This is a genomic window from Dysosmobacter sp. Phy (assembly GCF_054476235.1).
Genome location: NZ_CM136997.1, coordinates 464872 through 483625, shown reverse-complemented (window position 1 = coordinate 483625; position 18754 = coordinate 464872). Strand labels below are relative to the sequence as shown.

The 18754-nt window shown below is 66.7% G+C and carries 25 protein-coding genes; 24 read left to right on the top strand and 1 reads right to left on the bottom strand.

The features are described 5' to 3' along the window. Nucleotides 1-78: 78 nt before the first annotated feature. The 20 genes from ACVDHE_RS02380 (at nt 79) to ACVDHE_RS02285 (ending at nt 13514) form a co-directional block, all read left to right on the top strand. A complete protein-coding gene (locus ACVDHE_RS02380; RefSeq protein ID WP_213039435.1) occupies nt 79-654 on the top strand; it encodes a hypothetical protein in 576 nt (191 codons plus the stop codon). 142 nt (nt 655-796) lie between these two features. Continuing rightward, the gene (locus ACVDHE_RS02375) at nt 797-1252 is read left to right on the top strand and encodes a terminase small subunit (protein ID WP_213039434.1); all 456 of its coding nucleotides are present in this window, start codon (nt 797-799) and stop codon (nt 1250-1252) included. Beyond that, nucleotides 1185-2489: a PBSX family phage terminase large subunit gene (locus ACVDHE_RS02370; protein ID WP_458885472.1), complete on the top strand. Its 1305-nt coding sequence runs from the start codon at nt 1185-1187 to the stop codon at nt 2487-2489. Before ACVDHE_RS02375 ends, ACVDHE_RS02370 begins: the two co-directional genes overlap by 68 nt. Before the next feature lie 41 nt (nt 2490-2530). Next, nucleotides 2531-3733 carry a serine/threonine protein phosphatase gene (locus tag ACVDHE_RS02365; protein WP_458885471.1) on the top strand — a complete coding sequence of 401 codons (1203 nt, stop codon included), beginning with the start codon at nt 2531-2533 and terminating at the stop codon, nt 3731-3733. Continuing rightward, nucleotides 3730-4617: a hypothetical protein gene (locus ACVDHE_RS02360; protein ID WP_458885470.1), complete on the top strand. Its 888-nt coding sequence runs from the start codon at nt 3730-3732 to the stop codon at nt 4615-4617. The genes ACVDHE_RS02365 and ACVDHE_RS02360 overlap by 4 nt, the downstream gene beginning before the upstream one ends. Nucleotides 4618-4644: 27 nt before the next feature. Further along, a complete protein-coding gene (locus ACVDHE_RS02355; protein WP_213039432.1) occupies nt 4645-4989 on the top strand; it encodes a hypothetical protein in 345 nt (114 codons plus the stop codon). Between the two features lie 15 nt (nt 4990-5004). Beyond that, a complete protein-coding gene (locus tag ACVDHE_RS02350) occupies nt 5005-6036 on the top strand; it encodes a phage major capsid protein (protein ID WP_213039431.1) in 1032 nt (343 codons plus the stop codon). A 67-nt stretch (nt 6037-6103) separates the two neighbouring features. After that, nucleotides 6104-6469, top strand: a complete 366-nt coding sequence (locus ACVDHE_RS02345) for a hypothetical protein (protein ID WP_325225820.1) — start codon at nt 6104-6106, stop codon at nt 6467-6469. Continuing rightward, on the top strand, nt 6466-6789 hold the full coding sequence (locus ACVDHE_RS02340; RefSeq protein ID WP_213039429.1) for a hypothetical protein: 324 nt from the start codon (nt 6466-6468) through the stop codon (nt 6787-6789). The genes ACVDHE_RS02345 and ACVDHE_RS02340 overlap by 4 nt, the downstream gene beginning before the upstream one ends. Beyond that, nucleotides 6786-7277, top strand: a complete 492-nt coding sequence (locus ACVDHE_RS02335) for a hypothetical protein (RefSeq protein WP_213039428.1) — start codon at nt 6786-6788, stop codon at nt 7275-7277. Before ACVDHE_RS02340 ends, ACVDHE_RS02335 begins: the two co-directional genes overlap by 4 nt. After that, nucleotides 7274-8341, top strand: coding sequence for a phage tail sheath C-terminal domain-containing protein (locus ACVDHE_RS02330; protein ID WP_458885469.1), 1068 nt, complete (start codon nt 7274-7276; stop codon nt 8339-8341). The genes ACVDHE_RS02335 and ACVDHE_RS02330 overlap by 4 nt, the downstream gene beginning before the upstream one ends. A gap of 58 nt (nt 8342-8399) precedes the next feature. Beyond that, nucleotides 8400-8789, top strand: a complete 390-nt coding sequence (locus ACVDHE_RS02325) for a hypothetical protein (RefSeq protein ID WP_213039426.1) — start codon at nt 8400-8402, stop codon at nt 8787-8789. Further along, nucleotides 8786-9103, top strand: a complete 318-nt coding sequence (locus tag ACVDHE_RS02320) for a hypothetical protein (protein WP_458885468.1) — start codon at nt 8786-8788, stop codon at nt 9101-9103. The genes ACVDHE_RS02325 and ACVDHE_RS02320 overlap by 4 nt, the downstream gene beginning before the upstream one ends. 4 nt (nt 9104-9107) lie before the next feature. After that, entirely contained in the window at nt 9108-9596 is a 489-nt protein-coding gene (locus ACVDHE_RS02315) for a hypothetical protein (RefSeq protein WP_458885467.1), read from the top strand. Nucleotides 9597-9613: 17 nt separating this feature from the next. Beyond that, a complete protein-coding gene (gene safA, locus ACVDHE_RS02310) occupies nt 9614-10189 on the top strand; it encodes a SafA/ExsA family spore coat assembly protein (protein ID WP_458885466.1) in 576 nt (191 codons plus the stop codon). After that, nucleotides 10186-11130 (top strand): hypothetical protein, encoded by a 945-nt coding sequence (locus ACVDHE_RS02305; RefSeq protein WP_458885465.1) that lies wholly within the window; start codon nt 10186-10188, stop codon nt 11128-11130. Before safA ends, ACVDHE_RS02305 begins: the two co-directional genes overlap by 4 nt. Next, nucleotides 11131-11505 (top strand): hypothetical protein, encoded by a 375-nt coding sequence (locus tag ACVDHE_RS02300; protein ID WP_325225808.1) that lies wholly within the window; start codon nt 11131-11133, stop codon nt 11503-11505. A 15-nt stretch (nt 11506-11520) separates the two neighbouring features. Further along, nucleotides 11521-11865 carry a hypothetical protein gene (locus ACVDHE_RS02295; protein ID WP_418725898.1) on the top strand — a complete coding sequence of 115 codons (345 nt, stop codon included), beginning with the start codon at nt 11521-11523 and terminating at the stop codon, nt 11863-11865. A 13-nt stretch (nt 11866-11878) separates the two neighbouring features. After that, on the top strand, nt 11879-12937 hold the full coding sequence (locus ACVDHE_RS02290; protein WP_458885464.1) for a baseplate J/gp47 family protein: 1059 nt from the start codon (nt 11879-11881) through the stop codon (nt 12935-12937). 4 nt (nt 12938-12941) lie between these two features. Beyond that, nucleotides 12942-13514: a hypothetical protein gene (locus ACVDHE_RS02285; RefSeq protein WP_458885463.1), complete on the top strand. Its 573-nt coding sequence runs from the start codon at nt 12942-12944 to the stop codon at nt 13512-13514. 46 nt (nt 13515-13560) lie between these two features. Here the strand turns inward: ACVDHE_RS02285 and ACVDHE_RS02280 are convergent, their stop codons facing one another. Next, nucleotides 13561-14793, bottom strand: coding sequence for a serpin family protein (locus ACVDHE_RS02280; protein ID WP_458885462.1), 1233 nt, complete (start codon nt 14791-14793; stop codon nt 13561-13563). A gap of 144 nt (nt 14794-14937) precedes the next feature. Here ACVDHE_RS02280 and ACVDHE_RS02275 point away from each other — a divergent pair, with 144 nt between their 5' ends. The 4 genes from ACVDHE_RS02275 to ACVDHE_RS02260 all read left to right on the top strand — a co-directional run bounded on the left by ACVDHE_RS02275 (nt 14938) and on the right by ACVDHE_RS02260 (nt 18752). Continuing rightward, nucleotides 14938-15771 carry a polysaccharide deacetylase family protein gene (locus ACVDHE_RS02275; protein ID WP_458885461.1) on the top strand — a complete coding sequence of 278 codons (834 nt, stop codon included), beginning with the start codon at nt 14938-14940 and terminating at the stop codon, nt 15769-15771. A 223-nt stretch (nt 15772-15994) separates the two neighbouring features. Then, nucleotides 15995-16924 carry a sugar-binding transcriptional regulator gene (locus tag ACVDHE_RS02270; RefSeq protein WP_418725693.1) on the top strand — a complete coding sequence of 310 codons (930 nt, stop codon included), beginning with the start codon at nt 15995-15997 and terminating at the stop codon, nt 16922-16924. A 183-nt stretch (nt 16925-17107) separates the two neighbouring features. Continuing rightward, nucleotides 17108-17716, top strand: coding sequence for a DAK2 domain-containing protein (locus ACVDHE_RS02265; protein ID WP_458885460.1), 609 nt, complete (start codon nt 17108-17110; stop codon nt 17714-17716). 37 nt (nt 17717-17753) lie between these two features. Continuing rightward, nucleotides 17754-18752, top strand: a complete 999-nt coding sequence (locus ACVDHE_RS02260) for a dihydroxyacetone kinase subunit DhaK (RefSeq protein ID WP_213039414.1) — start codon at nt 17754-17756, stop codon at nt 18750-18752. Nucleotides 18753-18754 lie beyond the last annotated feature (2 nt).

Sequence of the window (18754 nt, the reverse complement as noted above, 5' to 3'; positions counted from 1 at the left end):
CGGTTGAACGGGGAGATCCGGTATAATACCAAGTGAAGCAAAAAGCGCAAACCCAACCAAAAAAAGGGAGTGGAAGAAATGGAAAAGGCTTTGAAGGATTGTCTGCGGGAACAGGAAGAGGTGTGCTGGCAGGGCGTGCCGGTGGAATTCCCCCTGCTGGATAGCGCCAATACGCGCTCCATCCTGCTTAAATGGATCCTGACGGTGGCGATTGCCGGTGGTATCCTGATCCCCTATCTGAACAATAACCGGGAAGCGGTCAGCATGGGCTTCATCGGCCTGCTGGCGCTGGTGGTGGCGCTGATTCTGGTGTCCCCCGTGATCGAGCGGTGGAGCCTGCGGCAGCAGCGTTACTGGATCACCAATCAGCGGGCGATCCTGATGTCCCGTGACAAAAGCATCTATTACATGGAACTGGATGAGATCGACGAGTTCAAGCTGGTGACCGACATGGCTGCCGGACAGTGCCTGGTGCTGGGCGGATGCCTGTTCCCGGAGATCCACAAGCAGCTGCGCTGGCGGGCTTGCCATCCCAAGATCGATATGCAGAGCACGGGCCAGGGCGGCGCCATGGGCCTGGTGTTTTACAGCGTCAGCAACGCCGATGCCGCCGCTGCCCTGCTGGAAAAGAGCACCGGCAGAGCGGCCGCTTAAAAATGAGATCAGACACGCAGAAGTCCCGCGGGAGATTCCCGCGGGACTTTTTTTGCGCAAAAATCAAAAAGAGTTGCACGCCGGCGTGCAACTTTTTGGCTTGTGCGGCCCTGGATGTGAGACGGAGGAGAGGAGGAACGGCATGGAGAGGCGGGAGAGCGAGGCACGGTTTTGCCGTGCGTATCTCAGGACCATGGATCCGGAGCGGGCCGCCGCGGAGGCGGGGCGAAAGGACGGATTCGCTCTGCTGGAGCAGGAGACAGTCCGCAGCCGGCTGGAGATCATGCGCTCCGGTGCCGCAGCTCAGGTCCGGCGGGAGGACGTGCTGCGAAGGCTGGCCCAGCTGGCCTTCGGCCGGGCCAACGACGCGGTGCGCCTGGCGCTGGGGCAGGGAGGGACGGACCCGGAGGGGCTGGACCTGTCCGCTGTGGCGGAATTCCGGGTGACAGACAAGGGCGGTGTGGAGGTCAAGATGGTGGACCGGGTGCGGGCTCTGGAGACCCTCTGGGGCCTGCTGGACGGCGGCGCGGATGGGGCTGAGGAGCTGTGCCGGGCCCTGGCGGAGGCCGCCGAGGACGGGGGGTGGGAGGACGGCTGAGATCACGCGGTTTTCCCCCAAGCAGAAGAAGGTTCTGACCTGGTGGCGGCGGCAGCGGTGGGAAGCTATCATCTGTGACGGCGCCGTCCGCAGCGGAAAGACCTTTTCCATGGGGCTGTCCTTCTTCCTGTGGGCCCAGAGCTGCTTTGACGGGCGGCAGTTCGGCCTGTGCGGCAAGACCATCTCCTCCCTGCGGCGGAATCTGCTGCAGGATCTGGTGCCGTACCTGAGACGGCTGGGGATGACGGTGCGGGAGGTGCGGTCGGAACATCTGCTGATCGTCCGGACCGGGGGACGGGAGAACCGCTTCCTGATCTTCGGCGGACGGGACGAGTCCAGTGCCGCCCTGATCCAGGGCAGCACCCTGGCGGGCGTGCTGCTGGATGAGGCGGCCCTGATGCCGCGGAGCTTCGTGGAGCAGGCCTGTGCCCGGTGCAGCGTGCCGGGCAGCCGCCTGTGGTTCAACTGCAACCCTGAGGGGCCTCAGCACTGGTTTTACCGGGAGTGGATCCTGAAGGCGGAGCAGCGGCGGGCGCTGTACCTTCACTTTACCATGGAGGACAACCCGGCGCTGACGCCCCGGATCCGGGCCCGCTACCGGCGGGCCTACTCCGGAGTGTTCTACCGGCGGTTCGTGTTGGGGGAGTGGACCGCCGCCCAGGGGCTGGTGTACGACTTCTTCGACCGCAGCCGCTGCCCTCCCGCGCCGGAGGGGCCCTTTGAGGCGTGGCGGGTGTCCGTGGACTACGGTACGTCCAATCCCGCCTCCTTCGGCCTGTGGGGCAGAAGGAACGGCGTTTGGTACCGGACGGCGGAGTACTACTACGACTCCCGGCGGACCGGACGGCAGAAAACCGACGGGGAGTACGTGGAGGACCTGCGGCGCCTGGCGGGGGACCGGGTGATCCAGCGGGTCATCGCGGACCCCTCGGCGGCCAGCTTCATCCTGGCGCTGCAGCGGGCCGGATTCCCCGTGGTCAAGGCCCGGAACGACGTCGCAGACGGCATCCGGGTCACGGCGGACCTGCTGAAGGCGGGACGGCTGGTGATCTGCGAGGGCTGCGCCGACCTGCTGCGGGAGATGGAGCTGTACTGCTGGGAGGACCGGGGGACGCGGGACGCGCCCCGGAAGGAGCACGACCACGCCATGGACGAGATGCGGTATTTCGCCATGGACGTGGCGGCGGAGGAACAGGGCGGATTCGCGGCCACCTGCGTGGAGCGGCGGGCCCTGTGAGAAAACGGCCCGCAGAGACGGGCATGGGAGGGATCGGAAGGTTGAAGTGGTTTCAAACGCGCAAGGAGCCGGCGGCCGCGGCGGTGCAGCTGCGGGAGACCGGACGCCATCCCTTCGGGGAGCTGGGCAGCTATGCGGCCCTGCGCTCCGGGGAGATCCGGCTGTACCGGGCGGTCCGGGAAGCGGTGCCGGTGGTGGACGCCGCCATTTACAAGCTGATCCGCATGACAGGCGGTGTCACCGCCGTTTGCGGCGACCCGTCGGCGGAGCGGGAACTGGGGGAGTTCCTGCGTACCGTGCCGGTGGGGCGGGGACAGTTCGGCATCAACGCATTTCTCGACGGGTATGCCGACTCTCTGCTGACCTGCGGCCGGGCCGTGGGGGAGATCCTGCCGGCGGCGGGGAACCGGGACATCGCGGCGGTGCTGTGCGGCCGGGTGGAGAGCATTGAGATCCGGGAGGGGGACAACCCCCTGGACTTTACCATCTGCGGACCCGACGAGCAGGGAAAGATGGGGCCGCTGCCCTGTCAGGACCTGCTGCTGTTCACCCCCTTCAATCCGGAGGGGGACAGCCCATACGGCGTGTCGCTGCTGAGGTCGCTGCCCTTTTTGACGGACATCCTCATGAAGATCTATCACACCATCGGGGTCAACTGGGAGCGGTGCGGCAATGTGCGCTACGCCGTGACCTGCCGGAGCGGCGAGGGCGGACAGGCGGCGGAGCGGAGCCGCCAGCTGGCCGGGGAGTGGTCCCGGGCCATGCAGGAGACCCGCGGCGGCAGCGTCCGGGACTTTGTGGCGATTGGCGACGTGGAGATCAAGGTCATCGGTGCCGACGGGCCCATTCTGGACAGCGAGGTGCCGGTGCGGCAGATCCTGGAGCAGGTGGTGGCCAAGACGGCCATCCCGCCTTTCATGCTGGGACTCAGCTGGAGCTCCACGGAGCGGATGAGCTCCCAGCAGGCGGACCTGCTGACCACGGAGATCACCGCCATCCGGCGGACGCTGACCCCCACGGTGGAGCGGATCTGCCGGCTGTGGCTGCGGATGCACGGCTATGGCTGCGGCTTCCGGGTGGTCTGGGACGACATCAATCTCCAGGATCAGGTAGAGGAGGCCCGGGCGGCCCTCTACCGCCAGCAGGCCCGGAAGCTGGAACTGGAAAACGACGCGGCAGAGGCCGCGGCGCAGAAAGCGATCCCCGGCGGGGACGCGGAAATTCAGGAGGGAAGCGGGGAGTGAGCGTGGAGATCCAGAAGGAGCGGAGCGAGCGGGCGGCCGGGACCCCGGCCGCGGAGGAGCTGGCGTACATCAATCAATACGCCAAGACGCCCCTGGAGGCGGAGCAGGTCTACGCCTTTGCGGTGCGGCTGTGCGACAACGAGGTGGACCGGGATTACGAACGGTTCGAGACCGCGGGCCTGGAGCGGCTGGGGGAGCTGTTCCTGGGCAAAAGCGGTATCTTTGATCACCAGTGGTCCGCCAGGGGGCAGACGGCCCGCATCTACCGGACTGAGGTGGTGGCGGAGCCGGGGCGGATCACCGCCGCCGGGGACGGCTATTGCTACCTCAAGGGTTGGGCGTATCTGCTGCGGACTGAAGCCAACGCGCAGCTGATCGCCCAGATCGAGGGCGGCATCACGAAGGAGGTCAGCGTGGGGTGCAGCGTGGCGCAGAGCGTGTGCTCCGTCTGCGGAGCGCCCGCCGGGACCTGCCACCATGTGAAGGGGGAGGTCTACGACGGAAGGCTGTGCTTCACGGAGCTGCGGGAGCCCACCGACGCCTACGAGTGGTCCTTCGTGGCGGTGCCCGCCCAGCGGGACGCGGGCGTGCTGAAGCGGTACGGCGCTCCCGACCGGGAGCGGGTGCAGCTGGAGCGGGAGGCGGCCCTGGGGCGCCGGTACATGAAGGAGCTGCGCCGGGAGGTGGCCCGCCTTGCCATGCTGACCGACGAGACTGTGCCCGGCGAGGTGTGGGCCGGCGTGGCGGAGAAGCTGGAGGAGCCGGAGCTGCTGGCGCTCAAGAGCGCCTATGAGCGGCAGGCGGCCAGACGGTTTCCGCCCCGGCCGCAGCTGCGGGACACGGCCGCGGCGGCGGACGAGGACGAGACGGTATTTCTGGTGTGACAAGGAAATGAAAAGGAGAGGTTGCAGATGAAACTTTCTTATGAGGGAATCGGCCAGTGGGCCGCTACCTTCGCCTGCACGGAAGCGGCGGAGGGCGAATTGGTGAAGATCAGCGGAAGCGGCGCTGTGGCCGCCTGCGGAGACGGGGACGACTTCTGCGGCATGGTGCTGTCGGTGAGCCGGGGCGGCGACGCCTGCTCCGTGGCCCTGGGCGGCATGGTCACCGCCGGATATACCGGGGAAGCGCCGGCTTTGGGCTGGACCGGGTTGGCCGCAGACGGCACCGGCGGCGTGAAGCCGTCTGAGACCGGCAGGGAATTTTTGGTGGTGGATGTGGACACGTCCGCCAAGACTGTGACGTTCGCACTGTAAGGAGGAGAGGGAAACATGGCTTATCACTATGAGAACATCCGCCTGGAGAAGGGCATGTACGGCCGCAGCGGCCGCACCTTCTCTCAGACTCTGGAGGAGCTGGATCCCAGCGAGCAGTACCGGGGCACGGCCCTGGAGGGCCTGGACGCCTTCCAGCGCCAGCTCAAGCGCTTCGACATCCGGGTGAAGGGCGCCGGGTCCGACTGTGTGGAGAAGTTTTTCCACACCACGGATTCCTCCGTGCTGTTCCCGGAGTTTGTGTCCCGGGTGGTGCGCCAGGGCCTGGAGGAGGAGAGCATCCTGCCCGCTATCACCGCCACCGTCACCCGCTTTGACGGCATGGACTACCGCTCCATCGCCTCCGTGCCTACGGAGAGCGAGAAGGAGCTCAAGCGGGTGGAAGAGGGCGCCCAGATCCCGGAGACCAGCGTCCGCACCCAGGAGAATCTGGTGCGCCTGCACAAGCGGGGGAGAATGCTGGTGGCCTCCTATGAGGCCATCCGGTTCCAGCGGCTGGACCTGTTCTCCGTGACCCTGCGCCAGATCGGCGCTTACATCGGACGGATGCACGTTCAGGACGCTGTGGACGTCATTATGAAGGGCGACGGCAATGACAACGCGGCTCCGGTTTTTGAAGTGGGGGATGGCACCATCTCCGGCAGCTCCGGCTCCCTGAGCTACGAGGGCCTGCTGGACTTCTGGAGCCAGTTCGACCCCTACACCATGAACACCATGCTGGTGTCCGGGGATGTGATGCTGGCCATGCTGAAGCTGAGCGAGTTCCAGAACCCCCTGACGGGGCTGAACTTCCAGGGCACCGGTACGCTGACCACGCCTCTGGGCGCCAAGCTCCTGCGGACCACCGCCTGCCCTGCCGGGACCCTGATCGGCCTGGACAAGAACTACGCCCTGGAGCAGATCTGCGGCAGCGAGGTGACGGTGGAGTACGACAAGCTCATCGACCGTCAGTTGGAGCGGGCGGCCATTACCTCCATCTCCGGCTTTGCAAAGCTCTTTGACGGCGCCAGCAAGGTACTGACGGTCTGAGGGGAGAAACGGGAAATGGCGGGGCCGCAGGGCCCCGCCGGAGAGACGAGAAAGGCGGCGATGAGACGTGCATGAGACGATCCTGGAGCTGGCCCGGACCATATCCGGCGCCGGCGAGGCGGAGACGGCTCTGCTGGACGCCCTTTGCCAGGCGGCGGAGGCGGCATGGCAGCGGCGGCTGCCGGAGGACAGGAACCCGGAAGACTGCGGCACCGCCTTTTTCTGCGCGGCGGCTTTCACCGCCGCGGCGGATCTGGCGGCCGGGCGGAGCGGCAGCGCCGTGGCGTCCTTCAAGGCTGGGGATGTCTCGGTGGAGAGCCGGAACGGCGCCGACGGCGCCGCTTTGGCGGAGGCCCTGCGGCAGACGGCGGAGCGGCTGATGGCGCCTTACGCCGTGCCGGCGGATGTGGTATTCAGGAGGGTGCGGGGATGATGACGGACTGGGTGCGGCAGGTGCTGGACCGGTACGGTCAGCCAATCACTCTGCGCCGAGGAGAAACGGAGACCGTGATCCGGGCCTTTTTGCAGCCGGTGACGGAGCGGGGAGAGCGGGCGCCGGACACCGCCACGGCCCTGGGATGGATCGACGGACGGCAGTGGCTGTACCTGGGACAGACGGCCCTGGAGATCGGGGACGTTTTGACATGGAAGGAGATGGCTTTCCGGGTGCGCAGCTGCCGGCCCTATTACATCGGCGAGGCGCTGTCCCACTACTGGGCGGCGCTGGAGAAGGAACGGGAGGCGGCGGTATGAGAGAGCTGACACAGGTGCGGGACGCGGTGATCGGCGCCCTGACGGCGGCGGGACTGCCGGCTTTTGCGGCGTTTCCGGCAGAGGAGGCCCGGCGGTACGAGGCGGCGGTGGCCGCCGTGGATGTGGGCACCGCCCAGGGAGCGGCGCTGGGCTTTTGCAATTACCTGGGCCAGGTGAGAAACGAGGACGGATCAGCCAGCGAGGTCTACGGCAAACAGCTGGAGGCGGAGATCACCGTGGAGATCCGGGCAGGCCGGGCTGCGGACTGCCAGAGCGGCTGTGAGGCGGCGGCAGACGTGCTGCTGGGCGGCCTTCCCGCCGGCGTGCGGCCGGAGGAGCTGAGCTGGGAGGCTTTGCAGTGGGAGCGGGAGACAGAGCTGTTCCTGCGGCGGGGACGCCTGCGGTGCAGGGCGCTGTTCACGGCCCGGGCGGAAGAGGAGGGCCAGACCTTCCTGGACTTTGTTTTGAAAGGGGTTTTGACCACTTGAGCGAGATCATTCATGAGCGGCCAGGAGTGTATTCCAGCTATGACGCCTCCGCTGTGGTCAGCGGAGGAAGAGCCGTGCGGACCGTGGGCGTGGCGGCCAGAGCTGTCAGGGGCGACGTGGGCAAGGTCGTGACCGTCACCGGCTACACCGCCGGTGTGGCGGTCTTTGGTGAGGACGCGGCGCAGAGCCCCGGCATGAGTACCCTGCTGCGGCTGCTGTTTGCCAACGGTGCGGCTACGGTGCTGGCGGTCCGGGTGGACGACGCCGCAGGCACGGCGGACTACGAGGCGGCCTTCCAGGCGCTGGGCCGGGAGGAGGCCCAGATCCTGGTATGCGACAGCGCCGAGCTGGAGGTGCAGCAGGCCCTGCGGACTGCGGTGGAGGAGGCGTCCTCCACACGCCGGGAACGGATCGCCCTGGTGGGCGGCAACGGCGACACGGCTGCGGAACTGGTGGAGCGGGCCGCGGCCCTCAACAGCGAGCGGATGGTGCTGGTGGGGCCCGATGCCCTCAGCAGCACCGGTGAGCAGCTGCCGGGCGTGTTTTCCGCCGGGGCCCTGGCCGGTGTGGTGGCCTGTGGGCGGGACCCGGCGGTGCCGCTGAACGGGGCGGAGATCGCGGGCCTCGGCGGGGTCTGCGAGGATTACAGCGACAATGACATCGACCTGCTGGTCCGGGGCGGCGTGACGCCCCTGGAGTGCGCGGCGGGAGTCGTGTCCCCGGTGCGGGGCATCACCACCCGCACCACCACCGGCGGCGCGGCGGACACCACCTGGCGGGAGCTGACCACCATTCTGATCGTGGACGATGTGATCCCGGCGGTACGGCAGAGCCTGCGCAGCAAGTTCTCCCGCACCAAGAACACTGCCCAGACCCGCAGCGCCATCCGGTCCCAGACCGTGGTGGAGCTGGAGAAGAAGCTGGCGGCGGAGATCATCGACAGCTACGGTGAGGTGACGGTCAGCGCCTCCGCGGACGATCCGTCCGTGTGTCTGGTGGAGTTCACCTTTGCGGTGGCCCACGGCCTCAATCAGATCTATCTGACGGTCCACATCACCATCTGACGGACCGGGGGCCGGGCCGGATGACCTCCGGCCCGGCCCGAAGAGAAAGGAGCGGAGCATGGATACAAAGGGATTCCCCACCAGTTCGGACATCTATCTGGAGCTGGACGGGCGGAAGATCGCGGTGGTGCAGAGCTACACCGCCAAGGCCAGCAAGTCCAGCCAGAGCGTGGAGGCCTTCGGCGAGAGTGAGCCGGTGGCCACCATCGAGGGCCAGCGCAAGTACACCCTGGAGCTGACCCGGCTGTACGCCACCGAGGAGGCCGTGTCCGACGGCATCAATTTCTACGATCTCCAGGACTTCTCCCTGGTGATCTGCAAGCCGGACCGGAAGATCATTTACAGCGGATGCCAGTGGAGCGCCATCCAGGAGGAGGGCCAGCTCAACGCCATGGTGGCCGAGCGGGTGACGGTGGTGGCCGCCAAGCGCATCGAGACCGGCGCATGACGCGGCCGGAGGAGATCGACCGCCTGCGGCCCATGCCGGCGGCGCGGCTGCTGGCCATCTGGCGGGACACCCGGGAGCAGACGGAGGAGCCGCTGGAACGGTGTCTCCTGTGCAACGCGCAGGTGCTGGCGGAGTGCTGCTGGCGGGGCGAGGAGCGGGCCTTTGCAAGCGCGGAGCAGGTGCTGGCGGCCCTGACCGGGCGGCAGATGGAGGCGCTGCTGCGGCGGCTCATGGAGGAGGAGCCCGCCCGGGCGCCGGATGCGGAAAACCCGGCCTTTGACCCGGAGCGGTTCCGGGCCCTGAGAGAGGGGTGAGACCGTGGATTACGTCCGGGAGGAGCTGCTGCGCCAGCAGGCGCTGCTGGTGATTTTGCTGACGGGGCAGCGGACAGAGCCCCTGGCGGAGGAGTGGGAGGTGCGGAGCGATGCCGGAGAGAAATCGCTCCCAGAGACCGCTCCGGTGCGGCGGCTCCGGCAGGGGCGGTCTGGCGGCGCTGACGGAGAACTGCCTTGGGAGAGCGCCCTGCCGGAGGCTGCGGCGCTGTGGACGGCGCTGGCGGACCCATCTGCCGGAGAATGGGCCGGCACAGCAGCGGAAAGGGATACCGCCGCTGTCCGGCGGCGCTCTGCGGCGGCATGGGAGGCACCGGCCCGGACCGCCGGTGAGATTCCGCCGGAGGCGGGGGAGATCCGTCTGGTGACGGAGGTGCGGCGGCCGGAGAGCGGGAGGAGCGCCGATCCGGCGGCACTGTCCCTGGCATTCCAGCGGGACGCCCGCCGCTATGACGGGGGCTTTCGCCTGTACTGAGAGGAGGAACAGGGACCATGCGACTGGAGCCCATGCGCTACAAGGAGTATACCTGGCCCTACAACCCGGAGACCTACACCGTGGAACGGCGCAGGAGCGTGGCGCTCCACAAGGTGCCCTTCGGCGGATACTGCCTCCAGGACCTGGGGGATACCTGCCGGGTGCTGCGGGGAGAAGGGGTCTTTGCCGGAACGGGGGCCTATGAGGAATTTCAGAAGCTGGAGGCGGTGTTTGACGAGACGGGGCCGGGACTGCTGGTGCATCCAGTTTGGCCGGCGGCCAGCGCCTATTTCGTGTCACTGCAGCTGGCGGAAGAGCCGTTGCCGGACTATGTGCGCTATACCTTTGAGTTCTGGGAGGACCAGGTGGCCGGCGCCGGGCTGACCGAAGTGACCGGGGAACAGACGGCGGCGTCCGGCTCCTCTGCCTCCGGCAGCGGCGGCGAGCGCGCCGTCTATACCGTGAAGAAAGGAGATACCCTGTGGGGGATCGCCGGGCGGTACGGCGTGGCGCTGACAGATCTGATCGCCGCCAATCCCCAGATCAAGAACCCCAACCTGATCTATCCCGGGGACAGGGTGAAGCTGCCATGACAGGACGGATCATCACCTGTGACCACAGGGCCTTTGACCTGCCGCCTCTGACACAGTGGCAGGTGACCTACACGGGGTCGGTGCCCTGCGACAGCTATTCGGTGACCTTTCCCTACCGGGCGGACATGGCGGAGATCCTGCACCTGGCAGCGGGCTTTCTGGCCATGGACGGCGAGACGATATTGCTGCGGGCCATCGTGGACGAGTATACGGTGGACCTCTCCGGGAGCGGACTCACGGCCACGATCACCGGCCGGGGCTACGCCGCCCGGCTGCTGGACAACGAGACCCGGCCCGTCACCTACCAGGCCGCCACCCTGGCGGAGATCGTGCGGTGCCACGTGACGCCCTACGGCATCTCCGCGGCGGAGATCGCGGACGTGTCCGCCGACTCGGTGTTCACCGCGGCGGCGGGCACCAGCCAGTGGAAGGTGCTGGAGGACTTCTGCCGGACCTACGGGGGCTTTGCGCCCCGGTTCCGGCAGGACGGCAAGCTGCTGGCGGTGCCGGAGCAGAACTCGGGGCGGCGGCTGGTGATCGGCGGGGACAGCCCGGTGCTCTCCTGCTCGGTGCGGGAGGACCACTACGGCGTGCTGACGGAGGTGCTGGTCATCGATAAGACCCGGAACGCGTCGTACAGCGTCCGCAACCAGGACATGGCGGACCGGGGCGGACAGTGCCGCCGGGTGGTGTACACGCCGGGACAGAGCACCTGGGCCGCCATGCGCTACACCGGGGAGTATCAGATCGCCCGGTCCCGGGAGGAGGAGTGGTCGGCCGAGATCTGCCTGCCGGGGGCCTTTCAGGCCTTTCCGGGAGACGTGGTGCGGCTGGAGCTCAGCCGCCTGGGTCTTGCAGGGGAGTACCGGGTGGCGGAGGCGGAGAACCGCGCCTCCGCCGACGGCGAAACCATGACCTTAACACTGAAGGAGCGGATGTGAATGTGGCTTTCCAAACAGATGAGGCCGGAGATCCCCACCGCCGACGCCGACCTGGGGATGACCACCATTGCCGGCGGCAGCGCGGGCGTGGTGACCAGGGGAGAGGTCCGGGCCCTGCCGGTGTACGGCCCCGGCGGATACGTGTGGCTGCCGGAGAGCGGCGAGACGGTGCTGGTAATCAAGGGTGGCCCCGGCGGCGAGGAGCAGTGTGTGGCCGGGGCCCGGCAGAGACAGATCCCGGAGGGGATGCAGCCTGGTGAGGTGTATCTCTTCGGCCCCGGCGGCGGAAGCGTATATCTGCGCCAGGGCGGGATCGTGGACATCCGGGGTCTGCTGCTGATCAACGGTGAGGTCTACCGGCCCTGCTATTGCTGAGAGGAGGAGACTGTTATGCTGGCGATCCGGAACGGAGACTATGTGCCGGACGGCGCGGGAGGACTGCGCCGGGCGGAGGGCCGGGAAGCCCTGCTGGAGCGGGTGCTGTACCGGCTGATGGCCCGGCGGGGACAGTTCCCCTTTTTGCAGGACCTGGGCAGCCGCCTGTGGCAGCTGGGCCGGGTCGGCGCCGCTGGGCGGCAGTCCGCCGCAGAGCAGTACGTGGCGGAGGCCCTTGCGGCAGAAACAGGACTGACGGTGGAGACGGTGACCCTGCGCCAGGCGGAGGGGCGGACAGAGCTGACCGCAGAGATGACCTGGCAGGGGGAGTCGCTGTCAGTGACCCTGGAAGTCCGGTGAGAGGAGGAAACGGGTGAAAACCATTGATGAGATCTATCGCCTGCTGCTGGAGTCCTATGCCCGGCGGACCGGGACGGCTCTGGCGGAGGACTGTGACCTGGCGGTGCGGCTCTATGCCGCGGCTGCACAGCTCCAGGCTTTGGATATCCAGGCCTGGTGGGTACTGGACCAGTGCTTTCCCCAGACGGCCCAGGGGATGTATCTGGACGGCCATGCCCAGATGCGGGGCGTTTCCCGCCGGGAGGCCACAAAGGCGGTGGGGACGCTGCGCTTTTCCGTGGTCAGCCCGTCGGCGGTGGAACTGCCCATCACTGCCGGGGCCGTCTGCATGACGGCGGGAGAGGTTCGATTTCAGACCACCGCTGACGCGGTGCTGCCGGCGGGAGACCTGTTTGTGGATGTGCCGGCGGAGGCAGTGGAGAGCGGCGAGACCGGCAATGTGCCGGCTGGCAGCGTGGCGGTGCTGACCGCCTGTCCCGTGGGCATTACCGGTTGTACCAACCCCGCCGCATTTTTCGGCGGAAGCGACGCCGAGGATGACGAGAGTCTGCGCGCGCGGGTGCTGGAGAGCTATCTGCGTCTGCCCAACGGAGCCAACGCCGCCTGGTATGAGCAGTCCGCCATGAGTCATGCGGGCGTGGCGGCGGCCCAGGCAGTGGGCCGGGCCCGGGGGATCGGGACTGTGGATGTGTATATCGCCACGGAGGCGGGGCTGCCGGACGGAGAACTGCTGGAGGAGGTCCAGGCAGATCTTCAGGAAAAGCGGGAGATTGCCGTGGATGTGGAGGTGCTGGCGCCCATCGCCAAAAGTGTGGATGTGACGGTGCAGGTGGCGGCGGCTGACGGGACGGCCTTTGAGACGGTCAAGCCCCTGGTGGAGCAGGCTGTGACGGCCCTGTTCGGCGGACAGCTGCTGGGAAAGCCGCTGCTGCGGGCGGAGCTGGGCAGCCGGATCTATGCCGTGGAGGGCGTGACCAACTACCGCATCACGGCCCCGGCCTCGGATGTGACCGGGGGCAGCGGGATGCTGCCCTTGCTGGGGACGCTGACCGTGGCGGAGATGGGAGTGTGAGCGGATGTACGCGGACTATCTGATCCGGCTGCTCTCGCCCCTGGGGATCTACGACTTGTCGGAGACCTCCGCCGGAGGGGCGGCGGTGTACGCATTAGGCGACGGCCTGGACGCGGCAGAAGAGACCCTGGCGTACGTGGAGCGGGAGGGCTGCACGGCCACGGCCCAGGGGGAGGGCCTGGACCGGCGGGAGGCCCTCTTCGCCCGCAGGCCCGCCGCCTTTACGGCGGAGGACCGCCGGGCCGCCATTGCCGCCCTTTTGCAGATCGACGGCGACAGCCTGACGCCCGGTGCCATCGACGCCACCCTGCGGGGGTGCGGCATCAAGGCCCGGGCCATTGAGATGGGCGGACAGAACGTGCGGGTGATTTTCCCGGAGGTGGCGGGGGAGCCGCCGGAGTACGGGCAGATCCGGAAGATCATCCTGGATATCCTGCCCTGTCATCTGGGCGTGGAGTTCTACTTGCGGTATCTGACCTGGGCGGAGTGCGAGCGGGCCGGATACACCTGGGCTATGGTGGAGGCGGCGGAGCACACCTGGGAGAGTTTCCAACTGGCGGTGCCGCCGGAGGAATGAAGAGAAAAGAGGAGCGGGACCAGTGGCCCCGCTCCTTTTTTTCGTTTCAGTTTTCCAGATCCCGGACCGCGCCGATGAAGAGGGGAAGGTTCGCCTCACAGTCCACCAGCAGATACAGGAAGGGCCGGTCCAGGTATACCATCTGGCCGGGAGCACTGGACCCTGACTCGACCTCCACCACCGTGGCGGCGCCGGCCCGGGTACCCTGGGCATCCAGGGCCAGGAAGGTCTTGTGGAGCACCCGGCTGATGTAGAGGGGGCCGTCGGGGGAACTGCCCATGGCGGAGAAGTCCGCCCGGGAGGCGTCAAAGGCATCCGCCATGCCCAGCTCTGTCAGCACGCCGCTGAGTTCACTGCTGTACTGGGCGGTGAACTGGGGGACGGCGGCCTCCACGGCCTCCGACTGGGCGGAGGTGAGCGTATTCCGCAGTCCTTCGCCGGTCAGGGAGGCGATGTAGTCCTCCAGGGACACGCCCTCATTGGGAAGCAGCGCGGCAAAGGCATAGGTCCCGCCCTCGTAATATTTGAGAAAGCCGGTGGCCAGACCGTCTTCCAGGTAGGCGTACTCCTGGCTGTACATCATTTGGACCGGCTGCGCTGCGCCGTCCTCCGCGGTGAAGGTGCCCTCGTGGATCTGATTTTCCCGGTAGACACTCTCCCACTGGCCGTCAAAGGCCAGGGCGTTGACCAAATACACCATGGCGCTGTCGGGGATGCGGTCCAGGATGGCGGGGATCATCCCGTCGGTGCGGTCCGACACCCAGGCGTTGAGGTCCGCCAGGGTGGTCTCGTCGAAGGGCGCCCGGAACAGGTCGGCGCCGTAATAGCCGGCGCAGGTATCCAGAAAGGCCTGCTCCATCGTGAGGCGGCCGGCATCGTCCCGGAACCAGACGGAGTTGGCCAGGGAGCAGCGGGCCTCTTTGCTCTCAGGGAGGGAGCCGGCGTAAGATTGGAGATAGGCGTTGAGCTCCTCTACCGGCAGGCCCAGGGTTTCTTCCATCTGGGTTTTCGTCTCCCCGGCGGCACCGTTGGCCGTCATGGCCAGGGCCGAGAGGACGGAGACCGGGGGCAGGAGGACATTTCCGCCGTCGTCGGTATGTTGCAGCAGCTCCACGGCAAAGTCCGTCGCGGCCAGGGCGCCGGGACCGGGCAGGTCCACGGCTGCGGACGGCGCCTTTCGCCCGCCGGAGGACAGGACTTCGGCGGAGTAGGCGGGGCCGCCGCAGGCGGTCAGCAGGGACAGCAGGCACAGGGCCAGGGCAAGCAGCTTCTTTTTCATCACGGACCTCCTTTGATATCAGCAGGCGCTTCTGCCGATAAAGACGGCAAAAACGAGGCGGCGTTCCGTGCGGGCGAAAAAAATCCGCATAGCCGCGGCTCCGGTGGCGCATCCTGTGAGCAGAGATCACAGGAGGTGCATCATATGTTTCGGACCCGTGACAAGGTGATGATCGTTTTGGCGGCCCTGACCCTGTTCGTGGCCGGGTCGGTGTGGCTGTATGTGCAGGAGGACGGCCCGGCGGCCCAGACAGCGGGGGGAGCCGCGGTACCCGCTTCGGCAGTGGACTGGGGATTGTCCTTCCAGACGGAGGGGCAGGCGCCCATCGGCAATGCCACGGCAGAGGATCTGGCCCGGTACGGCGCCTATTACCTGGGCGATACCGGTGAGAAGGTGATTTACTTGACCTTCGACTGCGGCTATGAGAACGGCTATACGGAGGCCATTCTGGACGCGCTGAAAAAGCACAGCGCACCGGCGGCTTTCTTCGTGGTGGGCAATATGGTGGAGACGGCGCCGGACATCGTCAAACGCATGGCGGCGGAGGGCCACATCGTGGGCAATCACACCTACCACCACCCGGATATGTCCGCCATCTCGGACCAGGCGGCCTTCCAGGAGGAGCTGGCGTCGCTGGAGGCGCTGTACCGGGAGACTACCGGGCAGGAGCTGTCCAAGTTCTACCGCCCGCCCCAGGGAAAGTACAGCGAGGAAAATCTCCGGCAGGCCCAGGCCCTGGGATACACCACGGTGTTCTGGAGCCTGGCCTATGTGGACTGGTACGTGGACGACCAGCCCACGGCGGAGGCCGCCTACGCCAAGCTCCTGCCCCGGATCCACGATGGGGCCATCGTGCTGTTGCACTCCACCTCCGCCACCAACGCCGCCATTTTGGATGACCTGCTGGCCAAGTGGGAGGACATGGGCTATCGGTTTGCCTCGCTGGAAGAACTTCCCCAGATAAATCGTGGGATTTAAAACTTTTGAAACAATCTCTGCTGGTTTGCTTAACAACTCTGCGGTATCGTAATACTTGCAAGAGACAAAAACTTCTTTTCATCCAATCTTCCGCCAAGGAGGGAGCCGGGATTCCGGCTCCCTCCTTGGTGTTTGGAGAGCGGAGAAGGGGGTTGCATTTGTAACTGTCATATGGTAAAGTAACATATGTAACAAGACACAGACACGAAAGGGGGCGGCGGCGGTGCCGGAAACGGAGAAGCTGCGGCGGCTGGCTCATGTGGCCCGACGGTATTATCTGGAGGACCAGAAGCAAAGCGACATCGCGGCGGAACTGGGGGTGTCCCGTCCTCTGATCAGCCGGATGCTCAGCGAGGCCAGGGAGCTGGGCGTGGTGGAGATCCTGATTCACGAGCCCGGGGCCCGGGCGTCCAGCCTGCTGGACCGGCTGCGGATGACCAGCTCCATCCGGGGCGGCGTCCTGGTGGAGGACGGCGAGGACGAGGACGCCACCAACCAACTGCTGTCCCAGGGAGCTGTGGACCTGCTGCGGCAGATCGGCGCCCGCCGCCTGGGAGTGGGCTGGGGCTATCTCATCGGCCAGCTGGTGACCTGGCTGGAAAAGCACCCCCAGCCGGACAGCTCCGTCACCGATATCTGCCCCCTGGTGGGCAATGCCAGCATCCCTGCCCGCAACTACCAGTCCAACGAAAATGTGCGCCTGATGGCCCAGCAGCTGGGCGCGGCGCCCCATTTCCTCTACCTTCCGGCCCTGCCGGACAGTCTGGAGGAAAAGCAGGTCCTCTGCTCCACGGAGGTCTACCGCCAGATCCATCAGCAGTGGGAGCAGATCGACACGGCTCTGGTCAACATCGGCGACTATCCCTCCAGCCCGGACTTCGCCTCCCTGGTCCGGTACGGCAGTCTCCTCCAGCAGCAGCACGCCTGCGGGCGGATGCTGGTCTACTACTTCAACGAAGCAGGGACCATTATCCAGTCGGACCAGGACTTCGCCATCCAGGTCCCCCTGGAGACGCTGATGCGCTGCCCCAACATCGTGGGGGTCTGCTCCGCCAACACCAGTGCCAGAGCTCTGCGGGGTGCCCTCCGCACCGGGGCCTTCACCCACATCGTGGCCCGGGCCGCCCTGGCCCAGACCCTCTTCGGACAGTGACCGGCACGAAAGCTCCCGGACGCGGCAGCGTCCGGGAGTTTTGTTTGCACATTTTGACCAAGGTGATCCGCCGCGCTCTATGGGATACGGAGAAAAGCGTCAGGAGATATTGACTTCTGTAACTGCCGGTGTTACGTTAAATGCACAAATGTAACATTTCGGATGGGGAGGAGGTGACAAGTAATGACGAAAGATCAGCTGGCGGCGCGTTTGCAGCACGCCTGCGGGGCGGTGATGGCCGCGGAGCAGGAGCTGACGGAGATCGACTCCAAGTTCGGCGACGCCGACCACGGGCTGACCATGACCAAGATCGCCGGGGCCATTTCCGCCGCGGTGGAGGCCGCGGACGGCGGCATCCAGTCCATGCTGGACGACGCGGCCATGGCCGTCATGACCCTCAACGGCGGCAGCGCCGTGCCGCTGTGGAACACCTGGCTGGACGGGATGCAGGAGGCCGCCCCCGAGGGGGAGGAGGTCGATGCGGCGGGCCTGCGGGCCATGTTCGCCAACGCCTTCGCGGAAATCGATGATATGTCCGGCGCCAAGGTGGGAGACAAGACCATGATGGACGCCCTGATCCCCGCCAGCGAGGCCATCGCGGCCTATGCCGGGGAGAATGAGCAGGAGCTGTTCTCTGCGGCGGCCGCGGCTGCGGAAGCAGGGGCCGAGGCCACCAAGGGCTTTGTGTCCAAGTTCGGCCGGGCCAAGAGCTACGGCGAAAAGACCATCGGCACGGCGGACGCCGGCGCTACCTCCATGGCGTATTTCTTCCGGGGCCTGGCGCAGGCCTGAGTACAAGACGATATCTGTGGAATGGGAGATGTTTACTATGAAAATGAAGAAGTTCATCAACGCCCCCGAGACCATCACCGACGAGGAACTGGTGGGCCTGGGCCTGGCCTATCCCGACATCGTGGACGTGGACGGCCACCTGGTCATCAGCAAGGACCTGGAGACGGCGGACCGGGTGACCATCGTCACCTACGGCGGCTCCGGCCATGAGCCCGCCCAGGCGGGCTTCGTGGGCCGCGGCATGCTGGACGTCCAGGCGGTGGGCGACATCTTCGCCGCTCCCAACGGCCAGCTGGTGTTCGACGCCATGAAGCTGGCGGACAAGGGCCACGGCGTGCTGCTGCTGACGCTGAACTACGCCGGCGACCAGCTGGCCGGCAAGCAGGCCATGAAGCTGGCCAAGAAGGCGGGCCTCAACGTCCGGCAGGTGGTCACCGGCGAGGAGATCCAGTTCGACCCCAACGGCGAGGACAACAAGCGGGGGCTGGCCGGCGCCGTGGCCCTGTACCACATCGCCGCGGCTGCCGCCCGGGAGGGCAAGAGCCTGGACGAGGTGGCCGAGATCGCCCAGCACTATGCCGATAACATGGCCTCCATCACCGTCAAGTCCACCGACGCCACCCATCCCCAGAACGGCATGTCCTTCGGCGACCTGGGCGAGACCGACCTCATGGAGATCGGCGCCGGCCAGCACGGCGAGGGCGGCGGCGTCCGGGTGCCCATGATGTCCGCCAAGGAGACCGTGGCCACCGTGGCCGAGGCCCTGTGCAAAAATCTGGACCTCAAGAGCGGCAACAAGGCCTTCGTCATGATCAACGGCTGCGGCGCCACCACCATGATGGAGATGCTGGTGCTGTTCAAGGACACCGTGGAGTTCCTCAAGGCCAAGGGTGTGGAGGTCGTCGCCAGCATGGTGGGCGAGATCCTCACCGTTCAGGAGGCCGCCGGCTTCCAGATGAACATTGCCAAGTGGGACGACGAGACCCTGCGGCTGTGGAATACCCCCTGCCACACCCCGGCGTACAGCAAGGAGTGAGC